The following is a 24,814-nucleotide window of genomic DNA, read 5'->3' as shown; positions in this document are numbered from 1 at the left end:
TTGAGTAGCCGCTGGGGGCACCTCCCGCTTGCGGGGGAGGAACGAGCGGCGTATCGAAATCACCCCGGAGCGTGGTCTCGATACGCGCCCTCGTCCCTCGGGCGCTACTCGACCACCGGAAAGTGAAGTCTCGCTCGCTCATGCCGCGCCTCCTGTCATGGCTGTGCCGAGCTCCTGCGCGGTGACATCGCGAGGATCGAGCTGGGCGGTGAACCGTCCGCGCAGGATCACCTCGAGACGGTCGGACAGACCGATGAGCTCGTCGAGGTCGGCGGAGATCAGCAGCACGCCCAGACCCGCCTGGCGTGCCCGGCGGATGTGATCCCAGATGGCCGCTTGGGCGCCGACGTCGACACCGCGGGTCGGATGCGAGGCCAGCAGCAGGATCGGGTCTCCGCTCATCTCGCGTCCGACGATGAACTTCTGCTGGTTGCCGCCTGAAAGGGCTCGCGCCGTGGTGTGCACCGAGGGGGTCCGCACATCGTAGGCGTCGATGATCCGTTCGGCGTCCCGTCTGGCCCCGCCGGGATTGAGCAGCGGCCCGCGTACGGCCGGAGCGGTGGTCTGGTGTCCGAGGATCCGGTTCTCCCACAGGGAGAAGTCGAGGACGACACCGTGCCGGTGGCGATCTTCGGGGATGAATCCCACCCCGCGTTCACGGACCTTGCGCACGGACAACCGCGTGATGTCCTCCTCGGCCAGCACGATGCGGCCCTCCGTCGCTCGCCGCATCCCCATGATGACCTCGACGAGCTCAGTCTGTCCGTTGCCCTCCACACCGGCGATGCCGACGATCTCACCGCGGTGGATCGTCAGGTCGATGCCGGCGAGCACGGTGCGCCCCGTGTCGTTCACGAGCGAGATCGACCGCAGCGACAGGACCGGAGTGTCCGTCACGGTATCGGCGCTCAGCTCGGGCGTCGGCAGCTCCGCACCGACCATGAGCTCCGCGAGCTGCTGGCGGGTGGCCGTGGCCGGGTCGGCGGTGCCGACGGTCGTGCCGCGCCGCATCACGGTGATGTCGTCAGCGATCTGCAGCACCTCGTCGAGCTTGTGCGAGATGAACAGCACCGAGCAGCCGGAGGCGACGAGCTCACGCAGATTGGCGAAGAGGATCTCCACCTCCTGCGGTACCAGCACCGCCGTCGGCTCGTCGAGGATGATGAGCCTCGCTCCGCGATACAGCACCTTGAGGATCTCGACCCGCTGACGAGCTGCGACGCCGAGTTCGGCAACGCGTATGTCGGGGTCGATATCGAAACCGAACTCGGCCGAGATCTCCCGAACTCGGCCACGGGCCTTCTCGCCGATCCCGTGCATCTTCTCCGCGCCGAGAACGATGTTCTCCAGCACGGTGAGATTGTCGGCGAGCATGAAGTGCTGGAACACCATGCCGATGCCGGCCTCGATCGCGTCCGTGGGCGAGGAGAAGCGCTGCTCCCGGTCGTCGACGAGGATCGTCCCGTCGTCCGCGTTCTGGACCCCGTAGAGGATCTTCATGAGTGTCGACTTGCCGGCGCCGTTCTCGCCGATGAGGGCGTGGACGGCTCCGGATCGAATCGTCAGGTCGACGTCGTGATTGGCGATGACGCCGGGGAACCGCTTGGCGATCCCCCGTAGCTCCACCTGCATGCTCAGCCCCTGCTCTGCCGTGGTCGTGATCGGGCGAAGGCCCGGGGTCGCACCCTCAGGTGCGACCCCGGGCCGTCGGCTCAGCGTCTCACGGCTCGGTCGGGACCTCGAGGTCACCGTCGATGATCTGCTGCTTGTAGTCGTCGATCTCGGTGATCAGATCCCCGGAGAGGAAGTCACCGGAGGTCGAGTAGTCGACGCCGTCGTCGGCGAGCGTGAACTCGGTGTATCCCGACAGCGGCTCACCGTCGAACGCCGCGGCGATGAAGTCGTACGTCGAGACGTCGACGCGCTTGAGCATCGAGGTCAGGATGTGCGGCTGCTGCTCCGGCGAGGCGGTGAGGTACTGATCGGAGTCCACACCGATCGCCCAGAGATCGGCGCTCGTCACGGCATCGAACACGCCGATGCCCGAGGCGCCCGCCGCGTGGAAGATCACGTCGGCACCGTCGTTGATGAGACCCTCCGCGGCCGCCTGGCCACCGGCCGGGTCACCGAATCCGCGAGGATCGGACTCCTCGATATAGGTCGAGACGACCTCGATATCGGGATTGGTCTCCTCGACGCCCGCCTTGAACCCGGCCTCGAACTTCTGGATGAGCGGGTTGTTGACGCCGCCCACGAAGCCGACCGTGTCGCTCTCGGTGGTCTCGGCAGCCGCCACGCCGACGAGGAAGGAGCCCTCGTTCTCGGCGAAGGTCAGGTAGGCGACATTGCAGTTGACGTCGTCCTCGGTCGGGTCGAAGCCGTCGATGACGGCGAAGGAGACATTGGGGTACTCCGGCGCGACCTTGTCCACCGAGTCGCTGTACGCGAAGCCCACGCCCACGATGACGTTGTAGCCGTCGTCGGCGAAGCCACGGAGCCGCTGCTCACGGACTTCCTCGCTCTCATCGGAGGACGCCTCGCCTTCGGTGCCGTCGAAGCCGAACTCGCCCTGCGCCTTCTCCAGGCCGGCGTAAGCCGCGTCGTTGAAGGACTGGTCCCCGCGTCCACCCACGTCGTACGCGAGCGCGACCTGAGGATCGCCCTCGAGCTCCACGGCCTCGCACTGCTGCTGCTCGTCAGCGTTGTTGTCACTGTCGTCGTTGTCAGCCGCGGTGCCACAGGCACTCAGCACGACTGCTGCGGCGCCGACTAGCACGGCAGCCTTGGTCAGATGGCGCACTTCTCCTCCTCGTCTCGCACCAGCGCGTCTGGCACGTTCACTGCACCTGGCCGACACTAATCGCGGCGATGGGACCTTGGGGAGAGGTGCGGAGCTATTCAACGCGCCTGACACCGATTTGTAACCTGTGCCGCTCGACACGGCGGCTCCGCCGGTGAGCCTCGGGCGACGGTACCCTGAGCCCATGGACGCCATCTCCTCCCCGATCGTCGTCGGACATGACGGTTCGGCATTCGCCGACACGGCGCTCGCGTGGGTGCTGCGGTGGGCGGACGTCACCGGTCTCTCCGTCATCGTCGCGCGAGCCTGGACGTTGCGCACCGCTCCCCGGCCTTCCACCTGGGAACACGGCTATGTGCCGCCTGCGGCCGATTTCGAGCAGGCGGTCCGCGAGCGCCTCATGGCCGACACCCGGGCGCTCGTCGCGCAGTACGGCGATGTCGAGGTCTCCTATGCGACGCCCCGCGGCCCCGCCGCGAACGGCCTGCTGATGCTGGCCGAGGACGCGAGCCTGGTTGCCGTCGGACCACGTGGTCTCGGCGGATTCAAGGGACTCGTCCTGGGCTCGGTCAGCGAGGCGGTGGTGCGGCACGCACCCTGCCCCGTGGTCGTGGTGCGCGACAGCGAGGATCCCGCGCGCAGCGACCGGGTGCTCGACCTCGACAGCTGAGCGAACGCCCGGGTCGGGTGATCGAGTAGCTGGGCGAGGAACGAGCCCGCGTATCGAGGTCACGCTCCGCAAGCGTGGCCCCGCTACCCGACCACTGAGGCTGGTTAAGTGCCTCGGTCATCACTCCAGCGGACGCGCAGCCACGCCGGCGAGCACCCGAGCGCCGACGGAGATCGCCTGCTCGTCCACCCTCAGATTGCCCTGGTGCAGGTCATAGGTGGGGCCGTCGGGAGTCCGCGTCCCCAAGCGGCCCATCGCTCCGGGGATCGCCTCGAGATACCAGGCGAAGTCCTCTCCCCCGAGGCTCTGCGGGGTGCTGGCGGCGCCCTTGACGCCCAGAGCCTCGGTCACCGCCTGGCGCAGGGTCTGCGTCGCGGCGAAGTCGTTCACGACCGGCGGTACGCCGCGCGTGTAGGTGATCTCCGCGGACACGCCGAAGGGCTCGATGATGTCGGCGATGAGCCCCCGGACGAATCGTTCGGCATCGTGCCAGGCCGCCGAGTCGAGCATCCGCAGCGTGCCGGTCAGCTCGCCGACCGAGGGGATCACATTGGCGGCGTTGCCGGCGGCGACCTGGCCCCAGACCAGGCTCACCCCCGCACGCGGGTCGAAACGGCGCGACAGGACCGCCGGCATCTGGGTGATGAGGCTGCCGAGGGCGTAGGTGAGGTCCTCGGTGAGGTGCGGCCGGGAGGTGTGCCCGCCTCGACCGCTCAGGACCACGTGGACATGGTCGGAGGCTCCGGTGATGGGTCCTTCGCGCAGCCCTACCTGGCCGACGTCGAGGGACGGATCGCAGTGCAGCGCGTAGATGCGCGCCACACCCTGCAGAGCGCCTTCGCGGAGGACCCGCAGTGCGCCACCGGGCATGACCTCCTCTGCTGGCTGGAAGAGCAGCCGCACGCGAACCGGCAAACCGTGCTCCTCGTGTGCCCGGGTCAATGCATGCGCGGCCCCGACGAGCGCCGAGATGTGGACGTCGTGGCCGCAGGCGTGCGCGATACCGGGTTGCCGTGAACGCCAGGGGTCCTGGGTGGCGTCCAGTACCGGGAGGGCATCGAGATCCGCGCGCAACGCGACGATCGGACCCTCCGCGGGACCGATGTCCGCGGTCAGACCGGTGCCGATGTCCAGGCGCTCATAGCGCAGACCGAGCTTCTCGACCTGGGCGATCACGACATCGGTGGTGCGGTGCTCCTGCCAGGAGAGCTCGGGGAAAGCGTGCAGATCACGACGCAGCTCGATCAGGTCGGGGGTGATCTCCTCGATGGTCTGCGCGATGACGTCCTGGACACTCACCGGCCCAGGGTACCGCTCACCGCTCGAGCGCCCGACGCAGCGAGGCCACGGTCTCGTCGGCAAGGTCCCCGAGCTTCGGACCAACGACGAACGGGGCGGCCAGGCTGATCGGGAACCCGAAGGAGAAGTCGGCCCGGTACTGGATCTCGGTCCGCCCGTCGCCGAGATCGCGGAGGGCGAGATCGTCGAGAGTCGTCGACCAGCGCTGCCGGCCACGGAACCGGACTCTGCGCGGGGCGGCGTGAGTGACGGTGCTGTACACCAGCTCGACGCGGCGTCCGAGGAACTCCGAGACATTGTCGTAGGTGGTGCCGAGACCACCGTCGCCGGAACGCCGTGTGGTGCTGACCGTCCCCGGATCCCACTCCTCGGTGTGCGTGAAGTCGGCGAGGTAGTCGAAGACCTCGTCGATCGGACGCTGGACGGCGAAGATGCGTTCGACGTGCATGACAGCACGCTAGTAGCCGGTCCCCATGGCCGCTCGCCGACGCGAGTCTGCGACGGTGAGCCACGCACCTACCGAAGCGGGTCAGCCGGGAGAGAAGCGTCACCCCCAAGAACCGCCGAAGCGTCACGGATGTCCTGATGCAGAACTGTCACCGATCTCCTGAGACATGGCACCAGAAGGTCCGCCGCACCCCTTGACTGTTCGAACATTTGTTCGATAGACTGAGACATGGAATCGGGGGATCTGGCACGGCGGCTGCGGGACACCGCAGCCCTGCTTGATGCGTTCGCACCCTCGACCGACGCGCTACGGGCGTTGGAAGAGACGAGCAATGCGATCGATGCCGCCAAGGCTCAACTGACCGCTGAGATGTCCGAGACCCTGGAACACGAGGCCGAGGGGTATAGCTCGGTGAAGGCGTGGTTGCGGGATCAGCTCCGGGTCAGCTCGCGGCGGGCGAACGAGTTGGTCAGGTCTGGTCTGACACTGAAGCAGATCCCCGAGGCTGCGGAACTGGCCTCAGCTGGCGAGATCTCACTCGAGCATGTGAAACACCTGTCGTATGCGGTGACGCATGTCGGCCCAGGGCACACGCGTGACCTGCTCCCGGAGCTGTTGGAGGTGGCCTCGACTCACGAGCCTGCCGCGTTGCGTCAGGTGGTCCGTGCGTTGCGGGATGCGGTGTATCCCGATGAGTTGGATCAGTCGTGGATCGATGGCATGGCGCGTGAGGATATCCAGGTGAATCCGGTTCCTGACGGTGTTCACATCAACGGGTTCCTCAACTCGACCACCGGCGCGAAACTCACCACGTTGTTGCAGTCGCTGTCCGCACCCCAGGGTGCCGATGATCCGCGCACGAGTGCGCAACGGCGGGTCGATGGGCTGGAACGTCTCCTCGATTCGGTGTTGGAGGGTGGCCTACCCGGGGATAAGGGGGTGCGTCCGCACCTGGCCCTGACGATCGACGCCAGCACCCTGATGAACGACAGCGGGTCCGGGGAGTTGGTGGGGTTCGGGACCATCGGCATCCGCCAGCTGCAGGAGATGATCTGCGAAGCCGACATCACCCCCATCGCAGTCGGCGGCAAAGACGGGATCCTCGACGTCGGACGCAGTAGCCGGCTCGCCACACCCAGGCAACGGACTGCGGTCCTCGCCCGACAAGGACACCAATGCGCGTCCCCGGGATGCCGGGCACCCGTCGTCCACATCCACCACATCATCTGGTGGTCCCGCGGCGGACCCACCGACCTCGCCAACCTCATCGGCCTCTGCCCCAGATGCCACCGCGCGGTGCATGCCGGGAGCTTGGTCATCGACCCCGCGACCCATGCCTTCACCGACCGCCATGGCTGCCTCCTCCCCGGCAGCCACCCACGCCACCGACGACGACGCGCGCTGGAGCACCAACGTGCCCTCCGCTACCAGACCTACCCCCACGCCAGCTGATCATCGCGTCCCGTCAGGAGGGGTGTTGGTCGAGTCCGTCCTCGGTCACGTGGTGACGGAGCGGCCAACGTGGCACGAGACTGCGCAGGCTGACCCGGCGCACGCGGGCGTAGGCCAAACCGGCCACGCCGATGCCGACACCGACCGTCGCACCGCTGATCACCAACGCCGCTCGCCCGCCCAGATGCTCACCGAACCAGCCGATGATCGGCGCCCCGAGCGGCACGCTGCCGAGAAACACCATCAGGTAGAGCGACACGACGCGGCCGCGCATGGACGGGGCCGAGGTCATCTGGATGAGGGCGTTCGCCGTCGTCGCGGTGGTCAGGACGCTGAGTCCCACGAGCGGGAGGACCGCCGCGTACGACCAGTACGTGGGCATGAGGCCCGACACCATCTGCGCCACGGAGAACACCAGCCCCGCCCCGACGATGAACCGCAGCCGCGGATGGCTGCGGCGCGCCGCGAGCAGCGCGCCCGCCAGTGAGCCGATCGCCAGAATGGAGCCGAGAACCCCGAACTCCCCCGCACCCTTGCCGAACACCTCGGTGGCCATCAGTGCCGAGGTGATCTGGAAGTTCATGCCGAAGGCGCCGAGAAAGAACACGCAGGTGAACAGCAATAGAAGATCGGGACGGGAGCGGACATATCGCAGCCCCTCCCGGACAGCGCCCCGGCCTCGCTCGGCCATGGGCGGACGATGCAGCACGGTACCGTCCATGAGGACCAGTGCCAGCAGCGTGAAGCCGTAGCTCAGCGCATTGATGACGATCACCCAGCCGGTGGCGTCGACCCCCGAACCGAGCGCGGCGATCAACAGGCCGGCCAGACCGGGACCGATGAGCCGCCCGGAGTTGAAGGAGGCGGAGTTCAAGGAGACGGCATTGGCGAGCCGTTCGATGTCGACCATCTCGCTGACGAAGGACTGTCGCGCGGGCGCCTCAAAGGCACGAGCACTGCCGAAGACGAAGGTCAGGATGTAGACCTGCCACGTCTCCACCAGACCGGTCACGGCGAGAACGCCCAGCACCCCGCAGGGCAACGCCATGCCGAGCTGCATGATGGCCAGCAGACGCCGCTTGGACATCCGATCGGCCAGCACGCCGGCGATCGGTGAAAACAGCAGCGACGGCAGCAGCTGGAGCGCCACGGTGATACCCAGCGCGGCTCCCGAACCGGTCAGTTGCAGGACCAGCCAGGCCTGCGCCGTGTTCTGCAGCCAGGTGCCGATATTCGAGACGAGCCCGCCCAACGCATAGATGCGGTAGTTGCGGACGGAGAGCGCGCTGAAGGTGGGACTCACTCCGCCTCCGCCAGGGCCATCAGCACGGGGGTGACCTCGCGCAGTAGCCGCTGCTGGGAGTCGTCGAGTCCGGCGAGGCGTTCCTCGAGCCAGGCATCCCGCCGTTCGCGCTCGTCGGAGAGGATGCGATCACCCTCCGCGGACAGCTCGATCAGGATCTGCCGACCGTCATCGGGATGAGGCGCACGCGTGACATAGCCGCACTCCACCAGGTGATTGAGTACCCGGGTGATCGACGGCGGGCGGACCCGCTCGACGGCGGCGATCGACCCCGGGGTCGCCGGACCGATCTGAGCGACCACGCCGAGCACCGACAGCTGAGTCGGGGTCAGCGTCGACTGTCGCTCCTGTCGCAGCCGCCGGTGAAGGCGCGCCACGGCGTGAGCGAGTCGCTGGGAATCGGTGGGCACACCGTTAGCTTAGCTCATTACCAAAGCTAAAGAAAATGGATGGACGCACTCACCCCGCCTGCGACCGCGAACGGACACTAGGCTGACAGGCGTGTTCTCGGACTGGAAGCGGCGCCGTGCCGCGCGACGAGTGAAGGCCGGCGACGGACACGCTCTTCAGCGTTACCGCTGGTGGCAGCCGCTCTCACGGGCGCTGCTCCACCTCGAACTCCCCGACGAGGACGGCGAGACGCACACCTGGTCGGTCGATATCCGGCTATGGGGAGACGAGGACGGCGATGTGCTCGCCCAGCTCTACCGTGACGGACGACACCATGCCCAGTCCAAGCTGCCGGCCACCTTCCCTGTTCCCGGAGGGACTATCGAGGTGGTCACCAGCCAGTTCGGCCTCAAGCGGTGTCACTTCGTCGCCATCGACGGGTCGGAACGGCAGCTGGTGCCCGACCCGGCATCCGCCGAGGGCCGACGCGCGCGGCTGGAACACCGTCACCCCTTCGTGGGGCGCGCCATCGGCCTGACGTCGATCGCCGTCCTGCTCTTCGCTGTGGTGCTCGGCATCCCGCAGATCGTCGATCAGGTCTCGCACATCCCCCCGGTCGCGGAGAACCTCGGCACCTTCACCTCGCCCTTCAGCCTGCCCGCATGGCTGAACGTCACACTCCTGGTCGCGACGCTGGTCGCCAGCACCGAGCGGGCGCTGCGACTGCGCAACCACTGGCTGCTGGACGGCGGACTGTTCGACGGCGACACCTGAGCATCGCCGCCTCACCTACTCGAAGGGGGTCGGATCCCCCGCGCCGACACGCACGACCTCCGCGACGCCCTCGGAGAGGTCGACCACGGTGGTGGGTTCAGCGGGCACATCCTCGCCGGCATCGATGATCGCGTCGACGCGACCGTCGAGCTCCTCGTTGATCTCCCACGCGGCCGTCATCGCATTCTCCTGGCCCGGGAGGATCAGCGTCGTCGACAACAGCGGCTCACCGAGCGCCTCGACGAGCGCGAGACTGATGCGATGATCGGGGATGCGGACGCCCACGGTCTTCTTCTTGGCCTGCAGCAGGCGACGCGGCACCTCGCGGGTGGCGGGAAGGATGAAGGTATAGGAGCCGGGCGTAGCCGCCTTGACCGCGCGGAACACGGCATTGTCGACGTGCACCATCTGCCCGAGCTGCGAGAAGTCGCGGCACACGAGCGTGAAGTGATGCTTGGAGTCGAGATCGCGGATCGACCGGATGCGGTCCAGCGCCTCGGCGTTGCCGAGCTGGGCGCCGAGCGCATAGCCCGAGTCCGTCGGATAGGCGATGAGTCCCCCGTCGGCGAGCACCGCCACCGCCTGGTCGACGGATCGCTGCTGCGGGTTGACCGGGTGAATGTCGATGAAGCGTGCCATGGGTCGAATCTAGTGGCTGGCGCTGACCTCCGCTGCGCACGGGAGACGACACCGCCCCGAGAACGGTGCCGTCTCCCCTGCACCACAGGTCAGGTGAAGATGCTGACACCTCCAGGGCCGACCAGCAGGGCGACGACGATGAGGATCACGCCCATCACGATGTCGCGCTGCAGGAGACGGATGATGCCGATAATGCCGATGATCACCGAGGCGATCCACAAGATGGTGGCCCACATGGTCGCGTCCTTTCGTCGAAGCTTCGCCGTGGTTGACGGGTCCAGCATCCCGCCGTTCGACCCGGTCCGCCATTCGGACAGCGCGATGCGGGTGCGATCGGCGACCTAGGCTGAGGCCCTCATGAGTTCCACACCCCTGACCCTGGCCGAACGTCGTGAACGCCAGCTCGCCCACGATGACGCGCGCGAACGGCATCGTGCCGAGCGTCCGTCGCTGTTGGCGCCGAGGCGCTCGATCGACGAGCTCAGGGCGATCGCCGATGAGGCCCAGACACGTTTCGCCGATGCGGACACCGACGAGGTGCTCGCCTGGGTGGCCGAGGAGTTCGGCTACCGCACCGCGGTCGCGTGCTCGATGGCCGATGCCGTCCTCCCCCATGTCGTGGCTCGACACCTGCCCTGGGTCGACACGCTCTTCCTGGAGACCGGGTACCACTTCGCCGAGACCATCGGCACCAGGGACGCGGTCGAGGCCCAGCTGGAGCTCAGCATCGTCGATGTCACCGCCCGGCAGACCGTCGCCGAGCAGGACGCCGAGTACGGTCCTCGCCTGCACGAGCGGGACCCCGGGCTGTGCTGCCAGCTGCGCAAGGTCGAACCGCTGCAGCGCACGCTCGGCGAGTACGAGGTATGGATCACCGGGGTGCGCCGGGACGAGGCACCGACCCGCGCGAACACCCCCTTCGTGACGTGGGACGACAAGAACGGCCTGGTGAAGGTGAATCCGCTGGCCGCCTGGTCCTGGGACGACCTGCTGGGCTATGCCGCCGAGCACGATGTCATCGTCAACCCCCTGGTCAACGACGGCTATCCCTCGATCGGCTGCGCCCCATGCACGCGGCGAGTCGCCCCTGGAGAGGATCCTCGCGCCGGACGCTGGGCCGGACTGGACAAGACCGAGTGCGGACTGCACACCTGAGAGACGAGACCATGACACTCACACCTTCCCGCGAGCTCAGCCAGTTGCAGTGGCTGGAGTCCGAGTCGATCCACATCATCCGTGAGGTGGCCGCCGAGTTCGAGCGTCCGGTGATCCTGTTCTCCGGCGGCAAGGACTCCGTCGTGATGCTGCATCTGGCGGTGAAGGCCTTCTGGCCCGCCCCGGTCCCCTTCGCCGTGCTGCACGTCGACACGGGCCACAACTTCCCCGAGGTCCTGCGATTCCGCGACGACACCGCCGCGCGTCTCGGCCTGCGCCTCGAAGTGGCCAGCGTCCAGGACTACATCGACGACGGTCGCCTACGCGAACGCGCCGACGGCACCCGCAATCCGTTGCAGACGCAACCGCTTCTCGATGCGATCTCCGAGCACCGCTTCGACGCGGTCTTCGGCGGTGGCCGGCGCGACGAGGAGAAGGCCCGCGCCAAGGAGCGCGTGTTCAGCCTGCGCGACGAGTTCGGCCAGTGGGACCCGCGCAATCAGCGTCCCGAGCTGTGGAATCTCTACAACGGTCGCCACACCCCCGGCCAGCATGTGCGGGTCTTCCCGCTCAGCAACTGGACCGAGCTGGACATCTGGCAGTACATCGGCGCGGAGAAGATCGAGCTGCCGAGCCTGTACTACGCCCACGACCGCGAGGTCTTCGAGCGCGACGGCATGCTGCTGGCGGTCGGCCCCTACTCCGAGCCCCGCGACGGTGAGACGGTCAGCACGCGTCAGGTGCGCTACCGCACGGTCGGCGACATGTCGTGCACTGGCGCCGTCGCCAGTCCTGCCTCGACCGTCGAGGATGTCATCGCCGAGGTGGCCGCGACCCGCGTCACCGAGCGCGGCGCCACGCGCGCGGACGACCGCATCTCCGAGGCCGCGATGGAAGACCGTAAGAAGGAAGGCTACTTCTGATGAGCACGCTGCTGCGGCTGGCGACGGCAGGGTCCGTCGACGACGGCAAGTCCACCCTGGTCGGGCGGCTGCTGTTCGACTCCAAGTCGGTGCTCGCCGACCAGTTCGACGCGGTCGAACGCGTCAGCAGGGATCGCGGTCTCGCTGCCGCCGATCTCGCGCTGTTGACCGACGGCCTGCGCTCCGAGCGCGAACAGGGCATCACCATCGATGTGGCCTACCGGTACTTCGCCACCGCGCGTCGCACCTTCATCCTGGCCGACTGCCCCGGCCACGTGCAGTACACGCGCAACACCGTGACCGGCGCGAGCACGGCCGATGTCGTCGTGGTCCTGGTGGATGTTCGCGGCGGGTTGCAGGAGCAGACCCGGCGCCATCTCGCCGTCGCCTCGCTCCTGCGCGTGCCGCACGTGGTCGTCGTCGTCAACAAGATCGACCTCGTGGACTACGACGAGGCCGTCTACGACTCCGTCGCCGCCGATGTCATCGCGGCGGCGCGCGACCTCGGGATGCCCGATGTCACCACGATCCCCGTCTCCGCCCTCGCCGGGGACAATGTCGTCACCCGCTCGGAGCGCACGCCCTGGTACGGCGGTCCGAGCGTGCTGGAGCACCTCGAGGAGCTGTCGCCCAAGGGCGAGCCGGACAGTGAGCCGCTGCGCTTCCCGGTTCAGCTCGTCATCCGTCCGCAGAGCGCCGCCGACGAGCGGTTCCGCGACTACCGCGGCTATGCCGGACAGATCGCCTCGGGCGTCGTCCACGTCGGTGATGAGATCGTGGCCTTGGCCAGCGGTCGCACGACCCGGGTCGTGGGCATCGACCAGGCCGGCCAGGAGCTCGACGAGGCCTTCGCGCCGCAGTCGGTCACGCTTCGTCTCGCCGATGACATCGATATCAGCCGCGGCGATCTGATCGCCTCCGCCGACGGCGCCCCGGAGCTGACACAGGACATCGAGGGCACGCTCGCCTGGTTGTCGGATGCGCCGCTGCGCTCGGGCAGCAAGGTCCTCGTCAAACACGGAACCCGCACCGTGCAAGCCCTGGTCAAGGCCGTGACAGGACGCCTCGATCTCGACAGCGCCTCGGTGCTGCCGGCCGACACCCTCGGCCTGAACGACATCGGCCATGTGACCTTGCGTCTCGCCTCAGCGGTTCCCGCCGAGCCCTATGTCGACGCGCGCAGCACGGGTGCCTTCCTCATCGTCGACCCGCACGACGGCAACACGCTCGCCGCCGGCATGGTCGGCGACGCGCTGCTGGCGACGGCGAACGTCTGACGGTGACGAACGCGCTCTTCCCGCTGTCGCTACGGATCTCCGGGCGACGCGTCGTCGTCGTGGGCGGCGGACATGTGGCCACCCGCCGGGTCGCCACATTGCTGGACGCCGGAGCCGATCTCGTGGTGATCTCCCCGGAGGTCACCGACTCGCTCGCCGCGACCATCGCCCGCGAGTCGCTCACCTGGCTCCGCCGCGACTATCGCACCGGCGACTTGGAGGGCGCCTGGCTCGTCCAGACGGCGACGGCGGACCCTGCGGTCGACGACGCCGTCGCCGCAGATGCCGAGGAGTCCCGCATCTGGTGCCTCAAGGGAGGCGACCCGGAGCATGCGACCGCGTGGGCGCCGGCCACCGGACGGGTGGACGACATCACCATCGCGGTCAACGCCGGGGGCGATGCGCGTCGCGCTGCCCTGCTCCGCAATGGTCTCGTCGCGGCGATCGAGACCGGTGACCTCCCGCTACGCCATCGGACGCATCACCCCGGCGGCCGGGTCGCCCTCGTCGGCGGCGGGCCCGGCGATCCGGGGCTGCTCACCGCTCGGGCGCGGCGGCTGCTGGCCGAAGCCGATGTCGTGATCACCGACCGACTCGCACCCCTCGCCGTCCTCGATGAGCTGGATCCCGATGTGGAGGTCATCGATGTCGGCAAGCTTCCGGACCGCCACCCGATCCCCCAGGACGAGATCAACCGATTGATCGTCGACCGCGCACAGGCGGGCCGTGTCGTCGTACGACTCAAGGGCGGGGACCCGTATGTGTTCGGACGCGGCGGCGAGGAGTTGCTCGCCTGCCGTGAGGCCGGTGTCGAGGTCGAGGTGGTGCCCGGAGTCACCAGCGCCATCGCGGTGGCCGCGGCGGCGGGCATCCCGGTCACGCATCGTGGTGTCGCGCGCGGTTTCAGCGTCGTCACCGGCCACGAGGAGCTGGGTGAGCTGCCGCGGCGCGGCGATCACACTCTCGTGCTGCTGATGGGCGTGCGGCGGCTGGCCGCTACGACGGCTGAGCTCGTGGCGAACGGTCACGACCCGGCCACGCCCGCTGCGGTCGTCGAACGCGGCTGTACGCCCGATCAGCGGGTCACCGTCGCCACGCTGGGCACGCTGGCGGAGCGGGCCGCGGAGGTCGGCGCCACCTCGCCGGCGATCGTCGTCATCGGCGATGTCGTCACGGCGCTCACGCCCTGACCCCGCGCCTGGGGCGGTGACGTACGCACCCCTCGCCCCTCAGGGCGGTGACGTACGCACCTCTCGAGCCGACTGAGAGGTGCGTAAGTCACCGCTCCCGGCGACGAGAGGTGCGTATGTCACCGCCCTGCAGCCAGGCGGCGAGCCGGCGCTCGCCGCGGCGCATGAGCACAGCGTGTGAGATCACGAAGAGCGGACGTGCCAACGGGTCCACGCTCCGCATCCAGGCTCGGGTGGCGACGACGTCCCACTCGATCAGCAGGATCGTGGTCGACCGCGGCGCCGGCACAAACCTGACCACCGCACGCCCTCGTAGATCGCCGTCCGCCGAGAAGGTCAAGTGGTCGGGGCGAGCGAGCTCGAGATCGGACACGGTGAACCCCAGGCGATATCCGAGACCGGTGTCGGCGCGCAGGTCGATCGTGTCCGGTGTGGTGCCGACCGCTCGCACCGATCCCCACCACGGCAGCGGATCGCCGGACTCGAGCTGCGACAGCAGCGCGTCCCACAGCTCGCCTCGCCCGACCGGCAGCACCCAACGCGAGCGCAGGGAGTAGGGACGAGACCACACGGGCTCAGCCCCGGATCGTGCGGTTGCGGAAGACCCACCAGAGGCCCACCACAGGGAGCAGGAGGGGCACGAAGGCGTACTGGATGCCGAAGGTCGACCAGACGGTCGCATCCGGGAACAGTTGCTCGTCGAAGACCGTCAGCAAGCCGACCACGACGACCCCGACCAGCTCGAAGCCGATCGTCCAGGTGGCGAGGCCCCGGCGGTTCGTGGCCAGGGCGTAGGTCGCGACGATGTAGACCAGACCGGCGAGCGCCGACAGGCCATAGGCGAAAGGCGCCTCATCGGCCTTGGTGGCCAGCTGATAGAGCGAGCGTGCCGACGCCGACAGGGCGAACACGGCGTAGACGGCCACCACGATGCGGCCGAAGCCGTGGGAAGTGTGAGTGTCGGACGACATGATGACCCCAGCCTATGGCCCCGCCCAGCGCACGGAACAGGCAGTGCCCGCACCGATGATGATGCATCGTGGTCGTTATAGGCGCCGTGGCGCATCATCGTCTTTCCGCGCGCAGGGCAGGTCAGAAGGCGGAGCCGGTGCCCGACCAGATTCCCTGCAGTCGCAACATCAGCGCGGCGACGGTGACCATGGCGATCACGACGACCCCGGTCCCCCATCTCGACCTCTCGATGACGCCCCAGAACACGGCGACCGGCGGTACGACGAGGACGGTCGCGAGATAGGAGAAGAACAACACCGGATCGACATCGTGGTCGCGTCCGTTGTACGCGACGATCGCCCCGATGAGGATGCCGACGAGGATGACCTCCAGCACCGCGAGAGCGTAGAACAACGGATTGCTGAAGCGGTAGCCGCGCCAGCTGTGCCAGCCGGCGTACACGGCGATCGCCAGGGCGTACGCACTCGTCAGGTAGACCACGAGCGAGCTCATACCGTCCCTTTCAGGTTGTCGACCCGGCCGTGCCCTGTCTTCCAGGCCCCCCCCGGGCCGGGGGGGGGGGGGTGCTGTCCCGCACGGACCTGCGCGAGGTGCGGGACAGCTCACCGCCCAGCGGAGCGGGACTCAGTCGAGCGGGGCGAATGCCGTCGGGGGCGGACAGGAGCACATCAGGTTGCGGTCGCCATAGGCCTGGTCGATCCGGCCGACCGGAGGCCAGTACTTGTCCTGGGTGGCGCCCGTCGGGAAGAGGCCCTCCGCCACCGAGTAGCCGTGCGACCACTCCAACAGCTCGCGAGCGGCGTGCGGTGCGCCCGCCAGCGGCGAGTCTCCGTCGGCGTACTCGCCCGCCGCCACCCGGTCGATCTCGGCACGGATCGCCAGCATCGCGTCGCAGAAGCGGTCCAGCTCGGCGAGGTCCTCGGACTCGGTCGGCTCCACCATGAGTGTCCCCGCCACGGGGAAGCTCATGGTCGGCGCATGGAAGCCGTAGTCGATGAGCCTCTTGGCCACGTCGTCGATCGTGACGCCCGCGGGTCCGGCGACCGACTTCACGTCGAGGATGCACTCGTGGGCGACCAGCCCGTTCTCGCCGGTGTAGAGCACCGGGAACGCCTCGGCCAGCCGGGCCGCGACGTAGTTGGCCGACAGCACAGCCACCGAGGTGGCATCGGTCAGCCCCTGGGCGCCCATCATCGCGATATAGGCGTACGGGATCGGCAGGATGCCGGCCGATCCGTACGGAGCGGCCGAGATCGCCCCGGTCGCGGCGCGTCGATCGGCATCGGGATGCAACGGATGCGTCGGAAGGAAGGCCGCCAGATGTTCCGCGACGGCGACAGGACCGACACCCGGGCCCCCGCCCCCGTGCGGGATGCAGAAGGTCTTGTGCAGGTTCAGGTGCGAGACATCGCCGCCGAACTCCCCGGGTCGGGCGTGACCGAGCAGGGCGTTGAGATTCGCGCCGTCCACGTAGACCTGGCCACCGACCTCGTGGACGATCTCGCAGAGCTCGGTGATGCCGTGCTCATAGACGCCGTGGGTGGACGGATAGGTCACCATGATCGCGGCGATCTGGTCGCCGTGTCGCTCACAGGTCGCTCGCAAATCGTCGAGGTCGACCTCACCGGCCTCGGACGCCGCGACGATGACGACGCGCATGCCCGCCATGACGGCCGATGCGGCATTGGTGCCGTGCGCCGAGCTCGGGATCAGGCAGATGTCGCGGGCCTCGTCGCCCCGGCTGCGGTGATAGGAGCGGATCGCGAGCAGACCGGCGAGCTCGCCCTGGGATCCGGCATTGGGCTGAACGGAGACCGCCGCGTAACCGGTCACCTCGGCGAGCCACTCCTCGAGGGTCTCGACGAGCTCGATCATGCCGGCGGCGTCGGCCGCGGGCACGAAGGGATGCAGATCGGCGAACTCGGGCCAGCTGATCGGCTCCATCTCCGTGGTGGCGTTGAGCTTCATGGTGCAGGAGCCCAGCGGGATCATGCCGCGATCGAGGGCGTAGTCACGATCGCTGAGACGTCGCAGGTACCTCAGCAGCTGCGTCTCGCTGCGGTGCTCGGTGAAGACCGGATGGGTCAGGATGTCGTCGCGGCGCACGAGCGGTTCAGGCAGGTAGGTGCGACCGCTGAGCATACGACGTTCCTCGACGCCGAAGGCCTTCAGCACGCGGTTCAGGTGCTCGAGGGTGGTGACCTGCGAGCAGGCGACCTGGACGTGGTCGTCGTCGACGCGCCACAGGTGGATGTCCTCGCTGCGTGCCTCGGCGACGATGCTGTCAGCCTGCCCCTCGACGCGGACGACGACGGTGTCGAAGAACTCCCCGTGGAGCGTGGCGATGCCGGCATCGTTCAGCGCGTCGTGCAGCGTCGCGGCGTGCTGATGGACCGACAGCGCGATGGACCGCAACCCCTCCGCGCCGTGGTAGACGGCGTACATGCCCGCGACGACCGCCAGGAGCACCTGCGCGGTGCAGATATTGGACGTCGCCTTCTCACGACGGATGTGCTGTTCGCGGGTCTGCAGCGCGAGCCGGTAGGCCGGCTGTCCCGCCGCGTCGACCGAGACACCGACCAGGCGTCCGGGAAGCTGACGTTCCAGACCGTCGCGAACCGCCATGAAAGCCGCATGTGGCCCGCCGTAGAACATCGGGACGCCGAAGCGCTGGGTGGAGCCCACTACGATGTCCGCGCCCAGCTCGCCCGGCGAGCGCAGGGCCACCAGAGCCAGCGGATCCGCGACGACGACCGCCAGTCCGCCGGCCTCGTGCGAGGCCGCGATGACATCGCTCGGGTCCGTGACGGCCCCGTCCGCCGCCGGATAGGCGATCACCGCCCCGGCGGTGTCCGCCACCTGCTCCGTTCCGGCGAGGTCGGCCTCGATCAGCTCGATCCCGATCGCGTCGGCCCGTGTGCGCAGCACGGCCAAGGTCTGCGGGGCCAGACGCGTGTCGACGGCGATCGGGCGCAGATCCTTGCCCCGCGATGCGCGCCGGATGACGGTGAGCGCCTCGGCGGCAGCCGTTCCCTCATCGAGCAGTGACGCGTTCGCGGTGGGCAATCCCGTCAGATCGCTCACCATCGTCTGGAAGTTCAGCAGCGCCTCGAGCCGGCCCTGGGAGATCTCGGGCTGGTACGGCGTGTAAGCGGTGTACCAGGCGGGATCCTCGAGGATATTGCGGCGGATCACGGCCGGCGTCTCGGTCGGGTGGTAGCCGAGGCCGATCATGGCGATGCCGGGAGTGTTCTTGGCGGCGAGGGCGCGCAGTCGCGCGGTCGCAGCAGCCTCGCTCGCGGCGGGCGGCAGGCTCAGCTCGGTCTCACCACGGATCCCCTGCGGCACTGCCGCGGCCATCAGGTCGTCGAGCGAGTCGTATCCGAGCCGGCGCAGCATCGCGAGCTGGTCGGAGGGACGGGGGCCGAGGTGGCGCGAGGCGAAGGGCGCGGACGTCACGAGGAACTCCTGGGTCGGCGGTCAGAGCGCCTCCCCCTCTGTCACAGCGCTTCAGAGGTGCCTCGATCACGTGGTCCGGGTGCCTGAGAGGTTCCGGGGAGGAATTGCCCCTTCGGCGCCGCGCGGAGCACGGACTCTCCCACGCGTGTCAACAGCACTGCTGAGTCTAGTGCCCTGCGCCGAAAGTTCATAACCGCTTTTCGCCGTCTGAGCGGCGCTCCGCGACGTTGGCGTCACTCGAAAGGCGTCTCCCCCAAGCACTCCGCTTCGCTCCGTGCAGGGCGGTACCCCCAGCCTGCCCGCGCTCCGCCGTGGGGGCACCTCCCTGGACGGAGTCCTTGGGGGATTGCGGAGCATCCACTCAGACGACGCCTCTCGGCAACGAACCTCCGCCGCAGGACACTAGAACATCGGCGGGCGAGAGTGTCAGCTGGACTTGCGGGCGCGGCGAGCGGCGAGCTCGTCGGTGATGTCGCTGGCCGCCTCGGCCCGCTCGGTGGGGAGCTCCAGGAGCGTGCCCTCGATCTCCTTCCAGACGCCGCCGATGGCGATGCCGAAGACGCCCTGTCCACCCTGGAGGAGATCGATGACCTCATCGGCGGAGCGGCACTCGTAGACACTGGCTCCGTCGCTCATCAGCGTGACCTGGGTGAGATCGTCGGTGCCGCGTTGGCGCAGGTGGTCGATGGCCGTACGGATCTGCTGCAGCGATACTCCCGCATCCAGGAGGCGCTTGATGATCTTCAGCAGCAGGACGTCCTTGAAGGAGTACAGGCGCGCGGTGCCCGACCCGGTGGCATCGCGGACCGTGGGGACGACCAGGCCGGTACGGGCCCAGTAGTCGAGCTGGCGATAGGTGATGCCCGCTGCGTTGCAGGCCGTAGGACCGCGGAAACCGGTGTCCTGCGGGAGTGGCGCGAGGTCATCGTTGAAGAGCAGCCCCTGGTCGCCGGCGCGTTGGCGCGCCTCAGCGGAGTCGTCTCCGTGGGTCGGATCGATCATCGTGCGCCTTCCTGCGTGGCTGTGAGGGGAAGTCTACCGCGTGGAACGACACTCGTGTACTTCCACGTGCACCCTCAAGTTAAGGGTGAAGGTCTGCCCGCGTCCACGACCGGCGCGGCGTGTCGCCGACTCTCCTGCCCGGGCGCTCCCGAGACGCGGGTCCGAGGCCGGTTGGCCACTCACCGCCCTCACTGTGCGGAGGGAGATCGCGTGGGAGGCTCAGCGTCCACGGCGTGATGTCAGCCCTCGAAGTCCTCGGGGTCGACGGAGTCGAGGAACTCGCGGAAACGCTCGACCTGAGTCTCCTCGTCTTCGTCCTGGTCGATCGCCGCCTGGTCGAGCACGTCCTCGGCGCACATGATCGACGTCCCCACCCTCAGCGCCAGCGCGATCGCGTCGCTGGGACGCGCCGAGACGAGGGCCCCGGACCCGAACACCAGCTCGGCGAAGAAGACGCCGTCGCGGACATCGACGATGCGGACCTCGTCGATGTCGTCGCCGAGGGCGTCGATCACGCTCGCCATGAGCTCATGGGTCAGCGGACGCGGCGAGAGGACGCCCTGCTGCGCCTGGGCGATCGCGGCCGCTTCGACGGCACCGATCCAGATCGGCAGATAGCGGTCGCCCTCGACCTCACGCAGCAGCACCAGCGGCTGACTCGTGGGCATCTCGACCCGGACGCCGATGACCTCGAGCTCACGCATCGCTCAGCCCCGCAGCTCCCCGCGCACCAGGACCGCATGCAACCGCACCATCGTGGCGGCCAGCTCGATCAGCTGCGTCGCCGACTGGGGATTGGACCGCGAACCGCGCGGGATCGCCTGGTCGAGCAGGGCGGACTCGCGGTCGGCCGCCGCCCGGAAACCACGCAGGTGACGCGGTTCGATACCCAGCCCGGCCATCTTGCCGACCAACGCGGCGATCTGCAGATCGTCGCGGCTGTAGAACCGCTGATGCGGCCGTCGTCGGATGAGCTGGAAGCCCTCGATCTCCGAGAGCATCGCATCGTCGATTCCGGCCGCCTCGAGCAGCTCGTCACGCGTCAGGCGCGTCGAACCCCGCCCTTCGGCAAAGGTCTCGACCGTGGGAAGCCCGTCCTCGCCGACCGCGACCTCGGGCACGAACAGCGCCGGATCGTCGATCTCGGGCATCGCACCGCGATCGATCTCGTCGAGCACCTGGCGGATATGGCTGAGCGGCCAGAACTTCTCCTTCTGCATCCGCAGCACGAAGCGCAGCCGCTCGACATCGTCGTAGGAGTACTTGCGATACCCGGCGGCCGTGCGCTCAGGCTCGACGAGCCCCTCGGTCTCCAGGTAGCGCAGCTTGCTGAGCGTCAGCTCGGGAAAATCCGGCCGCAACTCGTCGAGGACCTTGCCGATCCCCAGACGCGCTGGCCTTTCGCCGAGGGCTTCGCTCACGCCGACCCGTCCTGGGACGATCCAGGGAAGTAGATGAGCCGGTACTTGCCGATCTGGACCTCGTCGCCGCCGTTGAGCGCGATATCGCCGTCGATGCGGTCGCGGTTCACGTAGGTGCCGTTGAGGCTCCCCAGATCCGAGACGACATAGCCCCGGTCGCGACGAGTGAAGACCGCGTGACGACGCGACACGCTGATGTCGTCGAGGAAGATATCGCTCGAGGGATGCCGGCCGACCGAGACCTGCTCGGCGTCGAGCAGGAATCGTGAACCGGCATCGGGCCCACGCTGCACGAGCAGCATCGCGCTGCCCTCGGGGAGACTCTCGACGGCCGAGATGTCAGAGGCTGACATCTCCTCGGTGTCGGCGTCGATCGCCGGGAACATGTTCGTGTCGTCGTCGGAACCACCCGGCGTGGACATCGATCACCAACTCCTCTTCAGTCTCAAGGTCACGTTCACCGTCAGGCTCCAACCTAGCAGGAGGGACGGGCCCGCGACAGAGCCCGTGAGCACTGCTCCTAGTGGTCTGTCACCGACGCTTCAGCCCGCGATATGGGCCGCGTAGCCCGCGGCGTCCAGCAGGCCCTCCGTCGGATCGCCCGCGACGCGGACGCGTAGCAGCCAGCCCTCGCCGTAGGGATCGCCGTTGATGGTCTCCGGCGTGCTCTCGAGCGCCTCATTGCGCTCCACGATCTCGCCGTCGACGGGCGAGAAGACATCCGACACCGACTTGGTCGATTCCAGTTCGCCGATGACCGAGCCGGCCGTGACGGCCTCGCCCGCGGCCGGCAGCTCGACGAAGACGATGTCACCCAGCTGATCCTGCGCGTAGTGGGTCACCCCGACCGTCACGATGTCGCCGTCCGCGCGCACCCACTCGTGTTCACGGCTGTAGTGCAGGTCCTCAGGGATCACGGTGTCTCCTCCGGGTCGGTCGATGCGGATCGAGCGTACTGGGCGTCGGTCGCGTCAGCCAAGGCGGTGATCGTCAACCGCTCGCGCCGCTCGACGCTCACGGTACCGCCTTTGGTCTCGACCCGATCGGCCAGTCCACCGCGGAAGTACACGGCCTCGTCCAGCGTGTGCGGGTCGCCGATCGCCTCGATCACGAAGGGCGGCTCGAGGAGTCGTCCGCCGACCCGGATGCCGTCGCGATCGTCCAGGAAGTACGTGTTGGCGACGACGCGCGCCGTGCCGTTGACCGCCAGCACCTCCGCACCCGCGTCGCGGAGCTCCTCGATCGCGTCGAGCAGGACCGCCGCGGTCATGACCTCCTGTCCGCCGTCGATGTCGACCGCGATCCCCGGTCCCGCCGCCGGAGCCGTGCCCGCGAGGATCGCGAGCTCGTCGGCGCGCTTGCGAGCCGCCTCCTCGGCCTGCTCGTCGCTGGCGGTGGAGTCGCGCAGTTCGTCGCGCGTCGCGGTCAGCTCGGAGATCTGACGCGACAGACGCTGATTCGACGCGTCGAGGGACTTCAGCAGTTCGCCGAGCTCGGCACCGCGGACGCCGGCGAAGTCGCGCTGCTCGTCCTCCCGCCACTGCGCCACGATCGCGAACGCGAGCGCCCCCACGAGCACCGCGATCAGCACCTGCATCGGGCGCGTCACCCGCCGGGAACGTTCACGCATGGAAGATCTGCCTGCGGATCGCTGCGGCATTGGCGAAGATACGGATGCCGAGCACCACGATGACGCCGGTGGACAGCTGCGATCCCACGCCGAGCTGGTCGCCGAGGAAGACCATCGCGGCGGCGATCAGCACATTGGAGACGAAGGACACCACGAAGACTCGATCATCGAACCGCTTCTCGCCGATCGCCCTGGCCGCGCCGACCACCGCGTCGAGTGCCGCGATGATCGCGATGGGCACATAGGGCTGGAGTGGGGCCGGAACCGTGGGCTGCAGCACGATGCCGGCCACGATACCGATCGCCAGACCGATGACGGGGATCATGGAGCCTCCTGCAGTTTCGTCGCCTGGTTCAGGCTCAGGCGCGTGTCCGGCGCGGCCGGGAGCCGCAGCGTCTCCGACTCCTCGACACTCCAGGAGACGCCGGCCTCGGTCGAACGATGGGCCCAGTGGCGTCCGGAAGGGTTGGCGCGCAGCCTCTCCCCCATGCTCGCCGGACCGATCGCCGCGATCTCATAGGGCTCGCTGATCGGACGGAAGTTGACGGTGACCGACTCCCCCGCCCATCGGATCGCCGTCATGCTGCCGAGGCGTTGGCCGTTGATCGAGACCGCTTCCGCGCCGGCGTACCAGAGGCCGTTCGCCAGCAGCTGCAGGTCCTGATCGGTGATCTGTCCGCCGGGCCCCTCACCGGATGTCGCGGTGACCGTCAGCCCAGGGCCTTCCACCGGCACCGCCGCGGCCACGACACCGCTCTGCTCAGTGCCCGCACCCGCCGCGTCGGCATCGGCCCGCAGCCCCTCGACCTCGTGGGTGAGCTCGTCGATCCGCGCGCGCTGCGTGGCCACCAGGTTCTCGCGGTTCTCGATATCGCTGATGACGGCGGCCCGCTCGAGATCGCTGGCGGGCTGCCCGACGCGTGTCTGCACCGCCGCCGTGGCGACGAGCAGGCCGAAGGCCAGCATCGTGATCGCCGAGAGGGCCCGCGCCCGACGCGGCGGGCGATGGTGCGGGGCGTAGTACTCGTCCTCGAGCGCGGTGTCCCAGATCCGGTCCAGCAGGGATTCGGCTCCCCGAGGACCCGTCCGCGCGCCCGCGCCCTCCGTCATGTCGAGCGCACCGCGGGCGTGGTGGACAGCAGGTGCCGCAACTGGAAGGTGTAGAGAATGCCTGCCCACCAGTACAGGCCGACACCCCAGATCGTGAACGCCCATCCGAAGACATTGGCGAGGTCGGCGACGACGCCCACACCGTCGCCGAGCAGCAGCAGCGGGAAGGCGTAGAGCAAACCCGCCGTCGCCGCCTTGCCGAGGAAGTGCACAGGGAGCGCGCTGTAGCCGCGGGTGCGCAGGAACGGGATCAGCGAGAACAGCAGCACGTCGCGCAGCGGCAGGATGATCGCCAGCCACCACGGGATGATGTCGCGCAGCCCGAGCCCGACGACGACCGCCAGGATGTAGAGCCGATCCGCGACGGGATCGAGGATCGCGCCCAGGCGCGATGTCTGCCCGAGCGAGCGGGCGATCTTGCCATCGAGGTAGTCGGTGATGCCCGAGATGACCAGTACTGCCAGCGCCGCGACGTCCCACTGCGGCCCGAGCACCAGCCAGAGGAAGACCGGGACCAGGGCGATCCGCACAAAGCTCAAGAGATTGGGAACGGTGAAGATCCGTTCGCCACTGCGCTCGGTCACCCGACCTCCTTCGCCAGCTCGCCGATGTCTGCAGAACAGCCTAGGGTATCGGGCCTCGCGCAGGTCGCTCGCGCCGCCGGGACCTCCCGGTCTTGCGACTCCGGGAAGGGCTGAGAGACTGAGGGTGTTACTTCCCCTAGAACGCTCTGACGCGAGCCACTGCGGTTCGCGCGATAGAAGGAGGACGCGTGGCTGAGTACACTTTGCCGGATCTGCCGTATGACTATGGGGCGTTGGACCCGCATATCTCGGGCAAGATCATGGAGCTGCATCACGACAAGCACCATCAGAACTACGTCAACGGCCTGAACACCGC

28 protein-coding genes, 1 pseudogene and 1 riboswitch are annotated in these 24,814 nt (G+C 68.4%); of the genes and pseudogenes, 8 read left to right on the top strand and 21 right to left on the bottom strand.

The genetic code is table 11. The features are described 5' to 3' along the window. Positions 1–138: 138 nt before the first annotated feature. Both JL108_RS18840 and JL108_RS18835 read right to left on the bottom strand, forming a co-directional pair. Entirely contained in the window at positions 139–1,632 is a 1,494-nt protein-coding gene (locus JL108_RS18840; protein ID WP_143912145.1) for an ABC transporter ATP-binding protein, read from the bottom strand. 88 nt (positions 1,633–1,720) lie between these two features. Then, entirely contained in the window at positions 1,721–2,800 is a 1,080-nt protein-coding gene (locus JL108_RS18835) for a BMP family protein (protein WP_246065070.1), read from the bottom strand. 184 nt (positions 2,801–2,984) lie between these two features. On the opposite strand from JL108_RS18835, the gene JL108_RS18830 reads away from it, so the two are divergent. Further along, on the top strand, positions 2,985–3,470 hold the full coding sequence (locus JL108_RS18830; RefSeq protein WP_205199648.1) for a universal stress protein: 486 nt from the start codon (positions 2,985–2,987) through the stop codon (positions 3,468–3,470). Between the two features lie 120 nt (positions 3,471–3,590). On the opposite strand, the gene JL108_RS18825 is transcribed toward JL108_RS18830, so the two are convergent. After that, positions 3,591–4,769 carry an amidohydrolase gene (locus JL108_RS18825; protein ID WP_143912140.1) on the bottom strand — a complete coding sequence of 393 codons (1,179 nt, stop codon included), beginning with the start codon at positions 4,767–4,769 and terminating at the stop codon, positions 3,591–3,593. Between the two features lie 16 nt (positions 4,770–4,785). Further along, positions 4,786–5,217, bottom strand: a complete 432-nt coding sequence (locus tag JL108_RS18820; protein ID WP_205199647.1) for an SRPBCC family protein — start codon at positions 5,215–5,217, stop codon at positions 4,786–4,788. 228 nt (positions 5,218–5,445) lie between these two features. On the opposite strand from JL108_RS18820, the gene JL108_RS18815 reads away from it, so the two are divergent. Beyond that, positions 5,446–6,669, top strand: a complete 1,224-nt coding sequence (locus JL108_RS18815; protein ID WP_205199646.1) for an HNH endonuclease signature motif containing protein — start codon at positions 5,446–5,448, stop codon at positions 6,667–6,669. Between the two features lie 13 nt (positions 6,670–6,682). Here the strand turns inward: JL108_RS18815 and JL108_RS18810 are convergent, their stop codons facing one another. Then, positions 6,683–7,972, bottom strand: coding sequence for an MFS transporter (locus JL108_RS18810; protein WP_143912134.1), 1,290 nt, complete (start codon positions 7,970–7,972; stop codon positions 6,683–6,685). Beyond that, positions 7,969–8,382, bottom strand: coding sequence for a MarR family winged helix-turn-helix transcriptional regulator (locus tag JL108_RS18805; protein ID WP_143912133.1), 414 nt, complete (start codon positions 8,380–8,382; stop codon positions 7,969–7,971). The genes JL108_RS18810 and JL108_RS18805 overlap by 4 nt, the downstream gene beginning before the upstream one ends. A 91-nt stretch (positions 8,383–8,473) precedes the next feature. On the opposite strand from JL108_RS18805, the gene JL108_RS18800 reads away from it, so the two are divergent. After that, positions 8,474–9,136, top strand: a complete 663-nt coding sequence (locus JL108_RS18800) for a hypothetical protein (protein ID WP_205199645.1) — start codon at positions 8,474–8,476, stop codon at positions 9,134–9,136. Between the two features lie 15 nt (positions 9,137–9,151). Here JL108_RS18800 and JL108_RS18795 read toward each other — a convergent pair whose 3' ends face one another. Both JL108_RS18795 and JL108_RS18790 read right to left on the bottom strand, forming a co-directional pair. Next, complete coding sequence (locus tag JL108_RS18795) at positions 9,152–9,775, bottom strand: L-threonylcarbamoyladenylate synthase (protein ID WP_205199644.1); 624 nt, start codon at positions 9,773–9,775, stop codon at positions 9,152–9,154. Positions 9,776–9,864: 89 nt separating this feature from the next. Next, positions 9,865–10,011, bottom strand: a complete 147-nt coding sequence (locus JL108_RS18790) for a GPGG-motif small membrane protein (protein ID WP_170931297.1) — start codon at positions 10,009–10,011, stop codon at positions 9,865–9,867. Between the two features lie 121 nt (positions 10,012–10,132). Between JL108_RS18790 and JL108_RS18785 the strand changes: the two genes are divergently transcribed. From JL108_RS18785 to cobA, 4 genes are read left to right on the top strand one after another with little or no spacing between them, the layout of a single operon-like run. After that, the gene (locus JL108_RS18785; RefSeq protein ID WP_205199643.1) at positions 10,133–10,930 is read left to right on the top strand and encodes a phosphoadenylyl-sulfate reductase; all 798 of its coding nucleotides are present in this window, start codon (positions 10,133–10,135) and stop codon (positions 10,928–10,930) included. 11 nt (positions 10,931–10,941) lie between these two features. After that, positions 10,942–11,853 (top strand): sulfate adenylyltransferase subunit CysD, encoded by a 912-nt coding sequence (gene cysD, locus JL108_RS18780; RefSeq protein WP_143912127.1) that lies wholly within the window; start codon positions 10,942–10,944, stop codon positions 11,851–11,853. After that, on the top strand, positions 11,853–13,130 hold the full coding sequence (locus JL108_RS18775; protein WP_205199642.1) for a sulfate adenylyltransferase subunit 1: 1,278 nt from the start codon (positions 11,853–11,855) through the stop codon (positions 13,128–13,130). The genes cysD and JL108_RS18775 overlap by 1 nt, the downstream gene beginning before the upstream one ends. A 2-nt stretch (positions 13,131–13,132) precedes the next feature. Next, positions 13,133–14,320, top strand: a complete 1,188-nt coding sequence (gene cobA, locus JL108_RS18770; protein WP_205199641.1) for a uroporphyrinogen-III C-methyltransferase — start codon at positions 13,133–13,135, stop codon at positions 14,318–14,320. An 88-nt stretch (positions 14,321–14,408) separates the two neighbouring features. Here cobA and JL108_RS18765 read toward each other — a convergent pair whose 3' ends face one another. From JL108_RS18765 to JL108_RS18705, 13 genes are all read right to left on the bottom strand, one after another. Further along, a complete protein-coding gene (locus tag JL108_RS18765) occupies positions 14,409–14,891 on the bottom strand; it encodes a hypothetical protein (protein WP_205199640.1) in 483 nt (160 codons plus the stop codon). Between the two features lie 4 nt (positions 14,892–14,895). Next, positions 14,896–15,291 carry a hypothetical protein gene (locus tag JL108_RS18760; RefSeq protein ID WP_143912123.1) on the bottom strand — a complete coding sequence of 132 codons (396 nt, stop codon included), beginning with the start codon at positions 15,289–15,291 and terminating at the stop codon, positions 14,896–14,898. Between the two features lie 121 nt (positions 15,292–15,412). After that, on the bottom strand, positions 15,413–15,784 hold the full coding sequence (locus JL108_RS18755) for a hypothetical protein (RefSeq protein ID WP_205199639.1): 372 nt from the start codon (positions 15,782–15,784) through the stop codon (positions 15,413–15,415). Positions 15,785–15,916: 132 nt separating this feature from the next. Next, positions 15,917–18,751, bottom strand: a complete 2,835-nt coding sequence (gene gcvP / locus JL108_RS18750) for an aminomethyl-transferring glycine dehydrogenase (RefSeq protein ID WP_205199638.1) — start codon at positions 18,749–18,751, stop codon at positions 15,917–15,919. Positions 18,752–18,812: 61 nt separating this feature from the next. After that, a riboswitch (glycine riboswitch) is annotated at positions 18,813–18,903 on the bottom strand. A 274-nt stretch (positions 18,904–19,177) separates the two neighbouring features. After that, complete coding sequence (locus tag JL108_RS18745) at positions 19,178–19,753, bottom strand: MerR family transcriptional regulator (protein WP_143912119.1); 576 nt, start codon at positions 19,751–19,753, stop codon at positions 19,178–19,180. Positions 19,754–19,992: 239 nt separating this feature from the next. Continuing rightward, positions 19,993–20,457 (bottom strand): bifunctional nuclease family protein, encoded by a 465-nt coding sequence (locus JL108_RS18740; protein WP_205199637.1) that lies wholly within the window; start codon positions 20,455–20,457, stop codon positions 19,993–19,995. Positions 20,458–20,460: 3 nt separating this feature from the next. Beyond that, a complete protein-coding gene (locus tag JL108_RS18735) occupies positions 20,461–21,174 on the bottom strand; it encodes a MerR family transcriptional regulator (RefSeq protein WP_246065069.1) in 714 nt (237 codons plus the stop codon). Next, on the bottom strand, positions 21,171–21,596 hold the full coding sequence (locus tag JL108_RS18730) for an FHA domain-containing protein (protein WP_143912114.1): 426 nt from the start codon (positions 21,594–21,596) through the stop codon (positions 21,171–21,173). The genes JL108_RS18735 and JL108_RS18730 overlap by 4 nt, the downstream gene beginning before the upstream one ends. 120 nt (positions 21,597–21,716) lie before the next feature. Further along, positions 21,717–22,091 (bottom strand): glycine cleavage system protein GcvH, encoded by a 375-nt coding sequence (gene gcvH, locus JL108_RS18725; protein WP_143912112.1) that lies wholly within the window; start codon positions 22,089–22,091, stop codon positions 21,717–21,719. Continuing rightward, a complete protein-coding gene (locus JL108_RS18720; protein WP_185972982.1) occupies positions 22,088–22,804 on the bottom strand; it encodes a DUF881 domain-containing protein in 717 nt (238 codons plus the stop codon). Before JL108_RS18720 ends, gcvH begins: the two co-directional genes overlap by 4 nt. Next, positions 22,797–23,129: a small basic family protein gene (locus JL108_RS18715; protein WP_143912109.1), complete on the bottom strand. Its 333-nt coding sequence runs from the start codon at positions 23,127–23,129 to the stop codon at positions 22,797–22,799. Before JL108_RS18715 ends, JL108_RS18720 begins: the two co-directional genes overlap by 8 nt. Continuing rightward, entirely contained in the window at positions 23,126–23,914 is a 789-nt protein-coding gene (locus JL108_RS18710) for a DUF881 domain-containing protein (protein WP_205199636.1), read from the bottom strand. The genes JL108_RS18715 and JL108_RS18710 overlap by 4 nt, the downstream gene beginning before the upstream one ends. Next, the gene (locus tag JL108_RS18705) at positions 23,911–24,498 is read right to left on the bottom strand and encodes a CDP-alcohol phosphatidyltransferase family protein (RefSeq protein ID WP_143912106.1); all 588 of its coding nucleotides are present in this window, start codon (positions 24,496–24,498) and stop codon (positions 23,911–23,913) included. Before JL108_RS18705 ends, JL108_RS18710 begins: the two co-directional genes overlap by 4 nt. A gap of 188 nt (positions 24,499–24,686) precedes the next feature. Between JL108_RS18705 and JL108_RS18700 the strand changes: the two are divergent. Next, positions 24,687–24,814: pseudogene (locus JL108_RS18700) on the top strand (superoxide dismutase); the annotation flags it as partial.

It is taken from the genome of Aeromicrobium sp. YIM 150415, assembly GCF_016918125.1.
GTDB classification, from domain to species: domain Bacteria; phylum Actinomycetota; class Actinomycetes; order Propionibacteriales; family Nocardioidaceae; genus Aeromicrobium; species Aeromicrobium piscarium.
The sequence above is the reverse complement of the archived record's forward strand: the minus strand, read 5'-3'. Positions and strand labels throughout refer to the sequence as shown.

What these genes read in the sequence shown, in the direction of transcription:
- JL108_RS18710 (WP_205199636.1), bottom strand. Translation starts at nt 23,914, where the DNA reads ATGACGGAGGGCGCGGGCGCGCGGACGGGTCCTCGGGGAGCCGAATCC.
- JL108_RS18815 (WP_205199646.1), top strand. Translation starts at nt 5,446, where the DNA reads ATGGAATCGGGGGATCTGGCACGGCGGCTGCGGGACACCGCAGCCCTG.
- JL108_RS18790 (WP_170931297.1), bottom strand. Translation starts at nt 10,011, where the DNA reads ATGTGGGCCACCATCTTGTGGATCGCCTCGGTGATCATCGGCATTATC.
- JL108_RS18830 (WP_205199648.1), top strand. Translation starts at nt 2,985, where the DNA reads ATGGACGCCATCTCCTCCCCGATCGTCGTCGGACATGACGGTTCGGCA.
- JL108_RS18760 (WP_143912123.1), bottom strand. Translation starts at nt 15,291, where the DNA reads ATGTCGTCCGACACTCACACTTCCCACGGCTTCGGCCGCATCGTGGTG.
- JL108_RS18740 (WP_205199637.1), bottom strand. Translation starts at nt 20,457, where the DNA reads ATGCGTGAGCTCGAGGTCATCGGCGTCCGGGTCGAGATGCCCACGAGT.
- JL108_RS18755 (WP_205199639.1), bottom strand. Translation starts at nt 15,784, where the DNA reads ATGAGCTCGCTCGTGGTCTACCTGACGAGTGCGTACGCCCTGGCGATC.
- cysD (WP_143912127.1), top strand. Translation starts at nt 10,942, where the DNA reads ATGACACTCACACCTTCCCGCGAGCTCAGCCAGTTGCAGTGGCTGGAG.
- JL108_RS18820 (WP_205199647.1), bottom strand. Translation starts at nt 5,217, where the DNA reads ATGCACGTCGAACGCATCTTCGCCGTCCAGCGTCCGATCGACGAGGTC.
- JL108_RS18715 (WP_143912109.1), bottom strand. Translation starts at nt 23,129, where the DNA reads ATGATCCCCGTCATCGGTCTGGCGATCGGTATCGTGGCCGGCATCGTG.
- JL108_RS18840 (WP_143912145.1), bottom strand. Translation starts at nt 1,632, where the DNA reads ATGCAGGTGGAGCTACGGGGGATCGCCAAGCGGTTCCCCGGCGTCATC.
- JL108_RS18745 (WP_143912119.1), bottom strand. Translation starts at nt 19,753, where the DNA reads ATGATCGATCCGACCCACGGAGACGACTCCGCTGAGGCGCGCCAACGC.
- JL108_RS18730 (WP_143912114.1), bottom strand. Translation starts at nt 21,596, where the DNA reads ATGTCCACGCCGGGTGGTTCCGACGACGACACGAACATGTTCCCGGCG.
- JL108_RS18720 (WP_185972982.1), bottom strand. Translation starts at nt 22,804, where the DNA reads ATGCGTGAACGTTCCCGGCGGGTGACGCGCCCGATGCAGGTGCTGATC.
- JL108_RS18785 (WP_205199643.1), top strand. Translation starts at nt 10,133, where the DNA reads ATGAGTTCCACACCCCTGACCCTGGCCGAACGTCGTGAACGCCAGCTC.
- JL108_RS18795 (WP_205199644.1), bottom strand. Translation starts at nt 9,775, where the DNA reads ATGGCACGCTTCATCGACATTCACCCGGTCAACCCGCAGCAGCGATCC.
- JL108_RS18775 (WP_205199642.1), top strand. Translation starts at nt 11,853, where the DNA reads ATGAGCACGCTGCTGCGGCTGGCGACGGCAGGGTCCGTCGACGACGGC.